We start from the raw sequence: 12,986 nt of genomic DNA, 5'->3' as shown, positions 1-12,986 counted from the left end.
GCTACAACCGCAGGTAGCGGGCCTGGAGTTCAGGTTCGGCCGGGAGCATGTCGAGGTCGAGTTCCCAGGCGTTGCCGGTCCACGGGTCGAACAGCGGGGTGCCGGGCATGGTGGGCAGGTGCCTGCACGACTGGGACAGCAGCGACAGCGGGCCGTCACCGAAGTCGGCGCCGCCGCTGCCGACGATCACCAGCGACAGCCCGATCAGATCGCCGCGCACCATCAGCTGACCAAGGTGCACCACGTCGGTGGCCTGGTAGCCGTGCGGGAAGTCGGCGGCGACCAGGATCCGGTGCTCGGACGGCGGCACGGCTTGCCCACTGTTGTAAGCGATGTCGGCGAGCTCGGCCGCGTGCGCCAGTGCGCCGAGGCGCGCCGGGATGTCGGCGTGGTCGACGATGACCGGACCGGCGAGCAGCGGGGCGAGCGGAGCGGCGAGCCCACGCAGGCCACCGGTGAGATCGATCAGGTCGACCCGGGTCGGCTTGTCCGGCAGGGCCGCGACCAGCCGGGCCACCAGCGCGCCGACCACGCGGGACGCGGCTCCGCTCGACTCGGTGTCGACCCACAGCGGCCGGTTCAGCGGCACCGGAACGCAATACGGCACGCGCAGCTCACCGCGGTCGTGCGCGTACAGCTCGCCGAGCCGGATGCCGTCGCTGCGCGCGGCTTTCGTGGTCCAGGCCGGCGCGAGCCAGGAGGCGAGCGCGGCGGGCATGACGGAATCGGCCTCGGCGATCTCGCGACCGAGGTGGTCGCTGTCGCGGCGATGGTCCGAATCGGCGATGCCGACCAGCTCGTCGTGCCTGCGTTGCGCCTCGGCGCGAGCCGCGTCGGCGGCCGGGGTATTGCGGGTCGCCGGGTTCGAGACCGCGTCGGAGAGTTCCTGATCCAGCCGTTTGGTGGCGTAGTCGCGGGCCGAGACCAGTGCGGCCGCGGAACGGGCCGCGTCTTCGAAGATCATCCACATCCGCTGCAGACCGTGGTCGACCTCGAGCGGGATACCCGGCGCACCAGCGGGCCGCTCGGCCGTCACGGTCGGCGCCGCGGCCTGCGGTGATACGGGGGCGGGCACGCCGTGGGCGGGCAGCAGCTGCGCCGCCCCGCCGTCGTACCCCTGGCCGAGCGCGCGCAGCTTCCAGCCGCCACCGCGGCGGTACACCTCGAAGCAGATCAGCGCGCTCTCCCCCGCGGTGGGTGAGATCTCGAATTCGGCTGTGGGCGTGCCGTTCTCGGCCAGCGTCGCGGTGACGGTGCCGAGCACGTGCCCGGCGGTGACGAACAGGAGCACGGCATGCGCGTCCGGCCTGACCTGTGGCAGTGCGATATCCACCGCACCGCCGGCGAAGGTGACGCCGGGAGCGGCGGGCCGCGACGCGCACACATGATCGTGCTCGTCGCGTACCCGCAGATCCTCGCCGACCACCAGCGCGCCGAGATCGACGGTGCCCGCGGTGTGCGCGGTGAAGCGCACGGTGCCGGCGGTCAGCGCGGTGTTCTGGCCCGCCTTCAGGTGAATCACGTTGTCAGCCTTGCTCTTGTCCGTACTCGCCTAGTCCCTGCCGAGGAACCGGGCCAGCTGCGGCACGGCCTCCCCGGGATGCTTGGCCTGGAAGCCCTCGCCCAGCGCCTGCATCTTCCAGTCGCCGCCGACCCGGTACACCTTGGCCATCGCCATCGCCGTGAACGGCATGCCGCCGGCGAGGGTGTAGCGCGCGAGTTCGCCGTTGGTTGTGCCATCGATCAAGCGGCAGAACGCGTTCTGCACCTGCTCGAAGGTGTGCCCCTTGTAGGAGGTGACGATGAACAGCAGCGTGGAGATGTGCGCGGGGATCCTGGTCAGATCCACCAGGATCATCTCGTCGTCGCCTTCGCCCTCGCCGGTCAGGTTGTCGCCCTGGTGGCGCACCGAGCCGTCCTTGGACGACAGCTGGCCGTAGTAGGCGACGTCGACGAGATTCTGGTCGGCGAACAGGCAGACCGAGGCGTCCAGGTCGATGTCGACCGTGCGGTTGCCGAACATGCCGCGGGTGCGCACCGGGTCCCAGCCCAGGCCCATCTTGACGAAGGTGAGCGCGGCGCCGCCTTCCTTACGGAGGGTGACTCGCTGGCCCTTCTGCAGGCTGACCGGGCGATCCTTGCTCAGGCTGACCTCACCGGCGGGCTGCGGCGGGGCGGCCTGCGCCGGCGGCGGGTAACCGGGGCCGGGACCGGGCGGCGGCGGGTAACCGGCAGCGGGCGGCTGCTGCGCCGGGCCGGGCGGCGGCGGGTAACCACCGCCGGGCGGCGCGTAGGCGGGCGCGGGCTGCTGCGGGTAGCTCGGCGCCGACTGCGCCGGGTACGCGGGCGGCGCCTGCTGGGGCACCGGCTGCGGGGCAGCGGCGGCGGGTGCGGGCGAATCGTCCACCTGCACACCGTGATCGGTGACCAGCGCGGCGAAGCCACCGGCGTAGCCCTGGCCGACGGCGCGCACCTTCCAGCTGCCCTGACGGCGGTACAGCTCGAGCGCGATCACGATCGACTCCGCGTTCAGCCCGTCGATCCGGTACTCGAACAGCCGGTTACCGGCGGCGTCGGAGACGATCGCGGTCGGCGGGGCGGACCGGCCGAAGTTGCTCGTCGCGTCGTCGAGGGTGATCACCGCGCGGATCTGGTCGATGTCGGCGGGTACCGAGGGCAGCGAAACCGCCAGGGACGCAGGCTGGCCCGCGGGCCCGGGGCGCAGATCGACGCCGGGCCCACTCGGCTGGTTGTAGAAGACGAAATCGGCATCGGTGCGGACCTTGCCCTGCTCGGTCACGAGCAGCGCGGACAGATCGGCCGGTGCCGTGAGCTGAAGCGAGATCACCACGTCACTGACGGCCAGTGGACCGTTCTGGCCCTTGGCGAGTGTTGCAGACAAGTTCGACCCTTCGCTTGTCGGTGCGGTCGCCTGCCACTCTACGAGAAAGCGAGCGCGAGCGTCCGCGCTCCGCGGCCACCACGCGTACCCGATCGATCGGTTAGGGTGACCACGCAGTAGGTATCGGGCATTCCACCCGCCTGTCCAGAGGGGACTCCAGGGCCGTCATGGCGCAGCTGTTCGAACAATCGAAGAAGGTGATCGAGGCCCATCTCGCGGGGACGAGTATCCGCGCGATCTCCGGCTCGATGGTCGCCTACGAAGGCAATGTGCAGTTCAAATCGGCCGGGTTCGGCGGCGGCGAGGGCGTGCTTTCGGGCCTCAAGCGCCGCGCCACCGGCGAGAAGCTGTCGCTGATGGAATGCACCGGCAACGGTCGGGTGTTCTTCGCCGTGAACGGCCAGAACGTCACCGTTGTCGATCTGAACAACGAGACGTTGCAGGTCGAGTCGCAGCAGCTGCTCGCCTTCGCGGGCAATCTGCGCACCGATGTGCGGTTCGCCGGTGTCGGCGGGATGTCGGCGGGCAGCGGCCTGTTCACCACCACCGTCAGCGGGCAGGGCCAGGTGGCGTTGCTGTCGGCGGGTGGTCCGCTGATCCATCTCGAGGTCTCGCCGCAGTATCCGCTGATCGTGGATCCGGACGCGTTCGTCGCGGCCCGCGGCAACCTCAACCAGTCCTTCGTCACCGACGTCTCCTGGCGCACGATGGTCGGCCAGGACGCGGGCGAGGCGTTCTCACTGCGGTGGGACGGCCAGGGTGTCGTGCTGATCCAGCCGGCGGAACGGTAGGAAGCGGCGATGTTCGAGAAGGTCAACAGCAAGGTCGTCAAGGTCGATGTCGGGCAGGCGGGCGGCGTCGTCGCCCGGACCGGCGCGATGTTGTTCTACCAGGGCCAGGTCGCGTTCGCGCCGCACCAGATTCCCGGCGCCGGGCCAGGGATGGGCGGTGGCGGGCTGATGCGGATGGCGGGCGCCATGATGGCGGGCGAGCACGAGCGCACCATGCTGGCGCGCGGAAACGGCACCGTCCATTACGGATTCGCCGGGCTCGAGGTGCACGTGGTGCAGATGCAGCAGGGCGCGGTGCTGCGCGCCGAGGCTTCGCGACTGCTGGCCAACACCGCGGGTCTGCAGGCATCGGTCGTCTCGGTGGCGAGTTCCGGTGGTGGCGGCGGTGGCGGCGGCCTGATGGGCGCGCTGCGTGGCGCGGCCGCCGGTGTCGCGACCGGCCAGGGCATGTTCACCACCCAGCTCAGCGGACAGGGTTCCGCGGTGCTGCTGGCCCACGGCGGTTTCCTGGAACTGCAAGTGGGCGGACCGAATCCGGTGGTTGTCGACCCACAGGCGTTCGTCGCCGCCTACGGCAATGTGCAGACCGAACTCAAGGCGGCGATGAGCTGGCGCGACGCGGTCGGCCGCGGCGCCGGCGAGGCGATGCAATTGCATTGCCACGGACAGGGTGTCGTGTACGTGCAGGCCTCAGAAGAGAAGTTGTGAGTCGATGAGCGAAATCCTCTCCCCGATGAATCTCGGTGCCAGCGACAACATCCCGGGCAACAGCTACGCCTACTGCATCGACCTGACCGGCCCGTGGTTCATGCGCAAGGGCGCGATGATCGCCTACTACGGCCAGATCCAGTTCCAGATGCTCACCCACGGCTTGCAGGGCAATCTCATGCACATGGTGAGCAGCCAGTTCTCGGCGCCGCTGTTCGCCGGTGAGTACGTGGTGGCCGAGGGCCACGGCAAGCTGATCATCGGCGACCGCGGCTACGACATCAATTCCTACGATCTCGAGGACGGCAACCTCACCATCCGCGGCGCCAACCTGCTCGCCTTCGAGCCGGGCCTGGCGCTCAAGCAGTCGATCGTCCCCGGTTTCCTCACCCTGATCGGCACCGGCAAGTTCCTCGCCTCCTCCAACGGCCCGGTCATGTTCGCCGAGCCCCCACTGCGCGTCGACCCCGAAGCCCTGGTCGGCTGGGCCGACTGCCCGTCCCCCAGCCACCACTACGACCAGGGCTGGATCGGCAGCTTCCTGGCTGCCGGTGCGGCCAGGATGGGCGCCAACTCGGGCGAGGAGCGCCAGTTCGACTTCACCGGCGCCGGCACCGTGCTCATCCAGTCCTCGGAGAAGGTGATGAGCGACAACGCCCTGGTCAGGACCATCGAAGGTCAGCTGCAGAGCGGTATCACCGTGGGTGGCCTGCAACGGATCCACGGCGTCGTCCAGCAGCAGCTGGCGGGTCAGCAACAGCACTACTGAGCGAGCCCTTCGGTCGGGCTGGCAAATTCTGAAACGAGTACGCTCCAAAAGCTGACGGTGGGTGTGGTGGTGCCGTTACGGTGGGGGCCGCCGAGGGAATGAGTCGGCGGTTGCTCGATCAGAGGAGTTGGCGCAGTGCGGCGTCGCAGCATTCGACGGGTCGTGGCGGCGGTGCTGTGCGCTGTGGCCGCGTCGATCGTTACCGGTATCCCCGTGTCCGCGGCGCCTGTCGGTGCGCCCGGTGTCACTCTCGACGCTGCGACCTCGCCGGATGGGTCCTTCATCGAGCGGATAGTGGTGACCGACGCGCGACATCTGCGGCTGTACGTGCATTCGGCCGCGATGAATCAGACGTTCCCGGTCGATGTCCAGCGGCCGGCCGATACGTCGACACCGAAACCGGCGCTGTATCTGCTCAACGGGGCTGGTGGCGGGGTGGATCGTGCCTCGTGGCAGCTGCGGACCGATGCGCTGGACTTCCTGTCCGACAAGGACATCAATGTCGTGCAGATCATCGGCGGGGCGTGGACGTTCTATACCGACTGGATCAAGCCCGATCCGGTGCTCGGGGTGAACAAGTGGCAGACCTATATCGCCGAGGAACTGCCGCCGCTGATCGATGCGGCGCTGGGTACCAACGGGGTCAATGCCATCGCGGGCCTGTCGATGTCGGGCATCCCGGTGCTGAACCTGGCGATCGCCAAGCCGGGCCTGTTCCGTAGCGCGGCGGTCTACAGCGGGCTCACCCAGGTGAGTGATCCGGCGGGCCAGCAGGCGGTGAAGCTGACCGTCGAGCTGTATGGCGGCGGTGATGCCGAGAATATGTGGGGGCCGGTCGGCGGGCCGCTGTGGGCGGCCAACGATCCGCTGGTCAATGCCGAGAAGCTGCGCGGCACAAATCTTTTCGTCTCCACCGGCACCGGCATCCCGGGCATTCACGATCAGCCAGGTGGGCCGTTCCGGATGGAGAAGCCCGCCGATACGCCCAAGACCGTGGCCCTCGGCGCGCTGATCGAAGGCGCGATCTTCGTGTCCTCGCACAATCTGCAGGCGCGCCTGGATCAGCTCGGCATTCCCGGTACTTTCGTCTACCGCGATACCGGTACCCATTCATGGGGCTACTGGCAGGACGATCTCAAGACGTCGTGGCCGGTGCTGGCGAAGGGATTGTTCCCGCAGCCGTGATTCCGGCAACCCCGAGTGCCCCTGCGGCACACGGGGTTTCGGCTCTCAGGCCGCGTCGCCCACTGTCAGCGCGGCGCGCTCCACGGCGTCGTGGAACCACTCCAGGATCTCCACCCCCGCGAGAATGCCCGCCGACTCGGTGACGATGAGGTTCGGGCTGGTGAAGTTCAGCTCCTCCAGTTCACCGTGCCGGGGACGGATCGCCGCATCGGCCGCGGTCAGCATCGGGGCGTCCAGCGCGCCGTCGCCCGCGGTGAACAGCTCCGCGTCCTCGGACAATGCACCGGATTCCACCAATCGGCGGCGGACTTCGGCGACGGCCAGGCTCTTGCAGACCGCGTCGGGCATCGTGTAGATCTTGCGACCCTGCTGCGAGGCCGACCAGCCCTGCGTGCGACACCACGCGTCCCATTCGGCGAGGAAGCCGTCCGGGACCGCGTCGGGCCGGACGACCAGGTAGCAGAACAGGTCGTCGGCCTCCCGGTACTTGGTGACCCAGGAATCGTCGATGCGGGAGCGCCATTCGGCCCCGATCTCGGCGAGAGTGGCGCCGGAGGCCTTGACCTGATCGTCGATCGCGGTGCGCCAGGTCGGGTCGGGCAGGCCGTCGACCAGGATGTTGCCGCCATTGCTTGTAATGGCGTAGCGCCACGGCGCGCCGGGCAGGTCGATCCGCTGGAACTGTTCGATCGTGCGGGTCGTCGTCGGGATGACCGGCGCGAGCGCGGCCAGCGCCGCCAGCCGTTCCACGGCGGTGGTGGTCATGTACGACAGCGGCTCGCCCTCGTAGTACTCCACACACTGCTTGGCTACGGCGTCGGCGCCACCGAACCCGTTGCGCGAGAAGATCATCGTGCGATCGAGATCGGTGGCGAACAGCGCGTCGGCGGTCACTGATCCAGCTCCTTGATCAGGCCCATACAGGAGTAGGCCAGGTCGGGGACCACTTCCACCGGAACATTGCGCGCCGCGGCGAGCAGGCGGATGTGCGCGTGTTCGGGAGCGTCGGCTTCCCGAACCAGCACCCGCCACGGTACCCGGCGCAGCAGTACGCGGGTGGTCTCGCCGACGCCCGGCTTCACGAAATTCACTGTCGCGACACCGTATTCGGCACGCACCCGTTCCACCGAGGCCCAGCCCGACCAGTCGGGAGTGCGATCGGAGTCCCGGATCGCGGCGACCGCGGCGGGTACCTGATCGCGAATGGTCTCGAAGGCGGCGGTCACCGCGTCGAGCAGCTGGTTGGAGACATCGGCGCCGGCGAGCTCACGGTAGAACTTCGCGCCGTGGAATTCGCCGGGACCGATCAGGGTGTCGTTGAGGACGGTGCGCGAGACCAGCCCCGAGACCGTGGAATTCAGGCACGCGGAGGCGATCAGGAAGTCGTCGCGGGTGCCGTAGGTGCGCACGGAGTTGCCGGGATCGGCGAGCACGACCAGCTCGTCGTCGAACCGCGCGCCACCGGCGGCGTGATAGGCGTCGAGCGCGTCGGTGAGCTCGCGGGTGATGGCGCCCTTGCCTGTCCAGCCGTCGACGAACACGATCGTGGACGGATCATGATGGTGGGCAAGGTAATCGAGTGCCACCGCATCGATGCCGCGATCCCGCACGATCGACACCGCGTAGTGCGGCACGGTCAGGCTCGGACGACCGACACCGCTGCGCAGCCAGCGCCGCATGAGCACGCCGACCGGAGTGCCCGCCCTGGCCAGCGAGACCAGCACGATGTCCTCGCCGCGTTCGGCCACCACCAGCTCGGCCACCGTCGCGACCGCGAGCGCGAGCCGTTCGGCACTCCCGGCCAGGACGCGGTCGAACAGTTCGCGGTACTCGGCGTCGGGCTGGTACTCGACCGGCAGCGACTCGGCGTAGTGGGCGACACCGGCCTGGATACGGCGTTCGCGCTCGGCGATATCGGCTTCCAGGTCGACGTCCGAGAGGTCCTTCAGCAGCCACGAAACCTCGTCGGCAGCATAGGAACCGAACTCGGGACCGCGCAGTGCTCCGGGGAAACGACGCGCAGGTTCCGGCACGTCGGCAGTCAGCTGCTCCGCCGGAACCGAAGTCCTGCCCGTGTGCAGCGCCCGCGGGTCAGCGCCGGGAAGGACGGCGATCAGTACATCGGCGCCCGCGGCGGTGAGCACGTCGACCAGGCCGCCCGGCGCGACGAGGTCGGTGGTGTCGGCCGGCGGATCGAGGACGATCAGCAGCACCGGGTCGGCATCGCTGTCGGTCCACTGCGCGTTGTACAGGTAGCGCTGGGCAGTCGGGTCCGGCTCGGGTGCGTGGAAGCGGAAGCCACGGCGCAACGGGTAGCCAGGTTCGTCGAGGACGTATGCCGGTGAGCGCGTTGTGGTTTGGAAGCGGGTGGGAGTGCCCGATTCCGCCAGTTCGGCGGCCAGCCGCAGCGGCAGGTACATGAGCTCTTCGTGGCCGAGCACGATCACGGGACGACCGGCGAACTCGGCATCGAGGCGCGCATGCACCTCGTCGGTGGCGGCCTCGAGCGCGATATCGAAAGCCGCGACATCCGAGTTCAGGATGCCGTGCCTGCCGCCTTCGGGAACGTCTGCGGGCCAGGTCAATTCGATCCGGCCGAACGAACCGGGCTGTGCCGCCATCGGATTGAGCTCCGGTTCCGGCATCGCGGTGACCGTCTCGATCAAGCCGTCGGGCAGCTCGGTACGGCCGGAAGCCAGACACACCGTGTCGATGCGCGCGCCGAGTTCGGCGGCGAACGCCTCGAACTTGGCGCGGTCGGCGGCGGTGCGCATGTCGACCAGCGAGGCGAGCACGTAGTGCGAGCGGGGCGCGAAGGCGTGCAGCGCTCGCACGGCGTCGATGGCGGTGTCACCGGTGGAGATCTCGTCGTCGACCAGCACCAGCGGCAGATCGTTGACGAAGATGTCGGCGGGCGCGGGTTGCAGCAGGTGCGAGGTGGCGTGCGAATGCCCCTCCTCGAAACCGGTCAGCGTGGTGGCACGCGGTTCCGCCCTGCGGGTGGAGTGCAGGTAGCAGCTCGCACCGAGACGCGCGGCGACGCAGTGGCCCAAACCGGTCGCGGTCTCGGCGAATCCGAGCACGACGGGCTCACGGTCACCGAGCTTGTCGCGCACCAGGTCACCCAGGCGATTGCCCGCGCCGATCACGATGCGCGGATCGGTGGGCAGATGCTTGCCGAGCACGGTCGACACCAGCAGGTGGGCTCGCCGCGGATTACGCCGCAGCCCCGGCTGGACCAGCGCGGCGATCGAGAGCTCACCCGGCAGCGCGTCCTCGGCCGCCGACGCGGCGAACGACTCACCATGTCGCAGTTCGATACCCAGATTCTGTGTCGCCCACGGTATTTCGAGGTCGAGTCCGAACACGCTCATTCGGCGATCATCGCTGTCAGCAAATCCACGAAGGAAACTCCCTTGTTGGCGACCCCGAACGCGCGAGCCCGGACCAGCGTCTGGCGGGCCCAACTGCGGTGCGGGCGCATCTCGTTCATCTTGTTGCGGTATTCCGAGGCCGCGACGCCGCCGACGTCGGCCTCCATGATGTGCAGCGCGTCGGCGTACTCCTCGTGGGTCACCACCGACAGCGCGTGCACGGCGGCCACGTGCGAGGGGTGGATCACCGTCTTGCCCTGGATGCCGTTGGCGCGGTCCAGGGTGATCTCGCGCAGCAGGCCGTCGAGGTCCCGGCTGACCAGGTATTGGCGGAACGGCACCGCGTCGGACTCCTCGAACGGCGCGGTCCGCAGCAGCGGCCGGAACATTCGCTCGTGGTCGGCGAAGTACTCCCACACCGGCCCGGTGATGATGAAACCGGTGCCGTCGGCGCGGCCGAGGTAGTTGACGATGTCGGCGATCACGTCGGCGACCACGCGCACGTCGTAGATCGTGAGATCGCGGTCGCGGCGGATGCCGAAGGTCGAGCACATGTCGGTGGCGCCGATCCGGACCGCGAGCAGCTGGTCGCGGTGTTCGCCGAGCAGGTCGGCGATGCGGGAGAGCTGCTCGTCGCGGGTCTGGCGATGCACCAGGCTCGCCGATTCGAGCACCGGCATGCCGTAGACCGGGCGATCCAGTCTGCGCCGCGCGTCGTCGAGCGCGGCCAGGTAGGCGGGCCCGGTGACGGCGTCGAACTTGGGGAAGACGAAGCCGGTGAGCACGTCGGCGCCCGGCCCGAGCTGGTCGACCAGCTCGGCGACAGTCTGCGGGTCGCGCACCCGGATGAACAGCATCGGGTTCGGTTCCTCGCTGCGGGCGAGCAGATCCAGCGTCGCGACGGCGTGCTCCTTGGCCGCCTCAACCTGGTGGTCGGCGACCGCGTCCTCGAGGTCGATCACCATCGAGCACACGCCGCGCGCCGCGCGCCGTTGGATGGTGGCGACCAGGTCCGGGCGGGTCGCAGGTACATACAGCGTCGCGCCGAGCGCGGTCGCCAGCAGTTCCCGGTCGTCGGCATCGACGATCGGCTCCGGCTCGAGGAGGAACAGCTCACGGGCTCTCGGCCCGTGCAATTGCCGGAAGTGGCGCAGCGGAACCTGCTTACGCAGGCAGATCTCCGGCGCGACCGCGTACCCCGCTGTCATCATGTCCTGTGCATTCCTAAGTCCTGTCGGTTCCTACGTGTTTTCTGATGCGTTCGACCACTCCGGCGATGAACGCCGCGACGGTGTCCAGTTCGGAAACATATGCCCAATAGTCCGGATGACGACCCGTCAGTCCGGAATTGATGCGGTCGAGGCGTTCGGCTTGGGCATCGAGCACCGACCCCCACTCGCCGACCAGGCCTCGGTCGACCGCGAGCATCTGCGCGTCCCGCAGCCGGAATCGTACGGTGCGGGCGTGCGCATCGGGGTCGGCACGCACCTCGCGCAGCAGTTCGAGGCGCCGGGTGACGGCGTCGACCAACTGCTCGGCCTCGGCGAGGTGCTGGCGCGCGGTGGCGGTCAGGTCAAGGGCGGACTCCGGGTCGTGATCGGCAGCCGCGACACGCGCGCCCACCAGCGCCGCGTCCGCGGCGTCGATGCCGCGCCGGCTTTCCCGCTCATTGTTGGTCAAGTCCGCCGAACTCGCAGCGTTGAACTCGCGCAACAGCGCCGAGTACGCCGGGCCGAGCCCACTCGCGCGGTTGCGGACGGCGGCCAGCCTGGTCGTCACCGACGCGATCGCCTTCGCGGCCGCCGAAGCGCGAGAAGGGGCCTGCGCCAACGCATCCGACAATTCCGACGTCGCCTGCTGCACCGCCGCCGCTGCCGTGCGCGCGGCGGCGACGGAGGTCTGCGGATCGGCCGAGGACGCTGTGATCAGATCCTCATTCAGCCGCCTTACACCTGCCGCGATCGAGGGGTAGCTCGCGTACCCCGACGACGCCGCGGCGGCGAGCACCTGTTCGGCCTCGGCCCGCACGTGCGCCAGCAGCTGCGGCACCGCCGATCGCACCCGCGCCGCTTCCTCCAGGCCGCCGCGATGGGAGTGATAGAACTCGTCGACCCCGCGCGCCGCGTCGTTGAGCTGACGCACCAGCGCATCGGCCCTGCCCGGTCCGTCCGCGATCGGGCTGCCCGCGGCTTCGGCGGTATCGAGCTCTTCGGTGAAACTCAGATACGCGCCGGCGGCGGCGTAGCACCGCGCGCGCACCGGCTCCCAGACCGCGCCGACCCGGCGGTCGGGGAAGACCTGTTCGCTGGCCACCACACCCGCCTCCGCCGCCGTCTGCCGATGGTCCATATCGAGGAAGGCCGACGACGTGGCCGCCCTCGCCCCGCTGATCCACTCATGATCGGCCCCCGATCTGAACCATCCGCGTCTGCGAGATGTCACCGGCACGTCCCCTTTCCGAACCGCGCGGCGACCCGACCACGCACAGTCCCGATGGTAGGAGATTCCCCGCGTTAACCAGGGCTGCTGCTCGTTCCTACGCAAGTTCCGCGAAACCTATTACTGTCGTAGCGGTACCCGGCGATTCGGACATGCTGGGAAACGACACACCGGACTAACCGAAGGGATTCCCGCATGGGTGTCAGTCTGTCCAAGGGCGGCAATGTCTCGCTGACCAAAGAGGCTCCGAACCTGACCGCGGTCGCGGTCGGCCTCGGCTGGGACGTGCGCACCACCACCGGCACCGACTTCGACCTCGACGCCAGCGCGATCGCGACCGGCGCCGACAAGAAGGTCGTCTCGGACAAGCACTTCGTGTTCTTCAACAACCTGAAGTCCCCCGAAGGCGCCATCGAGCACGCCGGCGACAACACCACCGGTGAGGGTGAGGGCGACGACGAGGTCATCAACGTCGACCTGGCCAACACCCCGCCCACCATCGAGAGCATCTTCTTCCCGGTCTCGATCTACGACGCGGAGACCCGCTCGCAGTCGTTCGGCCAGGTGCGTAATGCCTACATCCGCGTCGTCGACCGGGCCAACGGCACCGAGCTCGCCCGCTACGACCTGTCCGAGGACGCCTCGACCGAGACCGCTATGGTCTTCGGCGAGCTGTACCGCAACGGTGCCGAATGGAAGTTCCGCGCCATCGGACAGGGCTACGCCTCCGGCCTCGCCGGTATCGCCCGCGACTACGGCGTCAACGTCTAGTCACCATCGCGGACGGGGGGCTCGACTGACCGGGCCCCCTGTCCGTG

At 68.9% G+C, this 12,986-nt stretch carries 11 protein-coding genes; 5 read left to right on the top strand and 6 right to left on the bottom strand.

The window, feature by feature from the left end:
- Position 1: 1 nt before the first annotated feature.
- Both ACWF82_RS11990 and ACWF82_RS11985 read right to left on the bottom strand, forming a co-directional pair.
- Positions 2–1,522, bottom strand: coding sequence for a TerD family protein (locus ACWF82_RS11990; protein WP_452500495.1), 1,521 nt, complete (start codon positions 1,520–1,522; stop codon positions 2–4).
- Positions 1,523–1,552: 30 nt separating this feature from the next.
- Positions 1,553–2,902 carry a TerD family protein gene (locus ACWF82_RS11985; RefSeq protein ID WP_452500493.1) on the bottom strand — a complete coding sequence of 450 codons (1,350 nt, stop codon included), beginning with the start codon at positions 2,900–2,902 and terminating at the stop codon, positions 1,553–1,555.
- 167 nt (positions 2,903–3,069) lie between these two features.
- Between ACWF82_RS11985 and ACWF82_RS11980 the strand changes: the two genes are divergently transcribed.
- From ACWF82_RS11980 to ACWF82_RS11965, 4 genes are all read left to right on the top strand, one after another.
- A complete protein-coding gene (locus ACWF82_RS11980) occupies positions 3,070–3,693 on the top strand; it encodes an AIM24 family protein (RefSeq protein WP_452500491.1) in 624 nt (207 codons plus the stop codon).
- 9 nt (positions 3,694–3,702) lie between these two features.
- Positions 3,703–4,401 (top strand): AIM24 family protein, encoded by a 699-nt coding sequence (locus ACWF82_RS11975; RefSeq protein WP_452500489.1) that lies wholly within the window; start codon positions 3,703–3,705, stop codon positions 4,399–4,401.
- A 4-nt stretch (positions 4,402–4,405) separates the two neighbouring features.
- A complete protein-coding gene (locus ACWF82_RS11970) occupies positions 4,406–5,170 on the top strand; it encodes an AIM24 family protein (RefSeq protein WP_452500487.1) in 765 nt (254 codons plus the stop codon).
- A 135-nt stretch (positions 5,171–5,305) separates the two neighbouring features.
- Positions 5,306–6,355, top strand: coding sequence for an alpha/beta hydrolase (locus ACWF82_RS11965; RefSeq protein WP_452500485.1), 1,050 nt, complete (start codon positions 5,306–5,308; stop codon positions 6,353–6,355).
- Positions 6,356–6,400: 45 nt separating this feature from the next.
- On the opposite strand, the gene ACWF82_RS11960 is transcribed toward ACWF82_RS11965, so the two are convergent.
- The 4 genes from ACWF82_RS11960 to ACWF82_RS11945 are packed head-to-tail and all read right to left on the bottom strand — an operon-like array spanning position 6,401 to position 12,042.
- The gene (locus ACWF82_RS11960; RefSeq protein ID WP_452500739.1) at positions 6,401–7,207 is read right to left on the bottom strand and encodes an HAD family hydrolase; all 807 of its coding nucleotides are present in this window, start codon (positions 7,205–7,207) and stop codon (positions 6,401–6,403) included.
- 38 nt (positions 7,208–7,245) lie between these two features.
- Positions 7,246–9,729, bottom strand: a complete 2,484-nt coding sequence (locus tag ACWF82_RS11955; RefSeq protein ID WP_452500483.1) for a phosphoribosyltransferase — start codon at positions 9,727–9,729, stop codon at positions 7,246–7,248.
- Complete coding sequence (locus ACWF82_RS11950; RefSeq protein ID WP_452500737.1) at positions 9,726–10,937, bottom strand: HpcH/HpaI aldolase/citrate lyase family protein; 1,212 nt, start codon at positions 10,935–10,937, stop codon at positions 9,726–9,728. Before ACWF82_RS11950 ends, ACWF82_RS11955 begins: the two co-directional genes overlap by 4 nt.
- A 16-nt stretch (positions 10,938–10,953) precedes the next feature.
- Positions 10,954–12,042 (bottom strand): hypothetical protein, encoded by a 1,089-nt coding sequence (locus ACWF82_RS11945; protein WP_452500481.1) that lies wholly within the window; start codon positions 12,040–12,042, stop codon positions 10,954–10,956.
- Positions 12,043–12,363: 321 nt separating this feature from the next.
- On the opposite strand from ACWF82_RS11945, the gene ACWF82_RS11940 reads away from it, so the two are divergent.
- A complete protein-coding gene (locus tag ACWF82_RS11940) occupies positions 12,364–12,939 on the top strand; it encodes a TerD family protein (RefSeq protein WP_019049996.1) in 576 nt (191 codons plus the stop codon).
- The last annotated feature ends 47 nt before the right edge of the window (positions 12,940–12,986 follow it).

It is taken from the genome of Nocardia sp. NPDC055053 (assembly GCF_053608285.1).
This window is presented reverse-complemented; position numbering and strand designations above follow the sequence as displayed.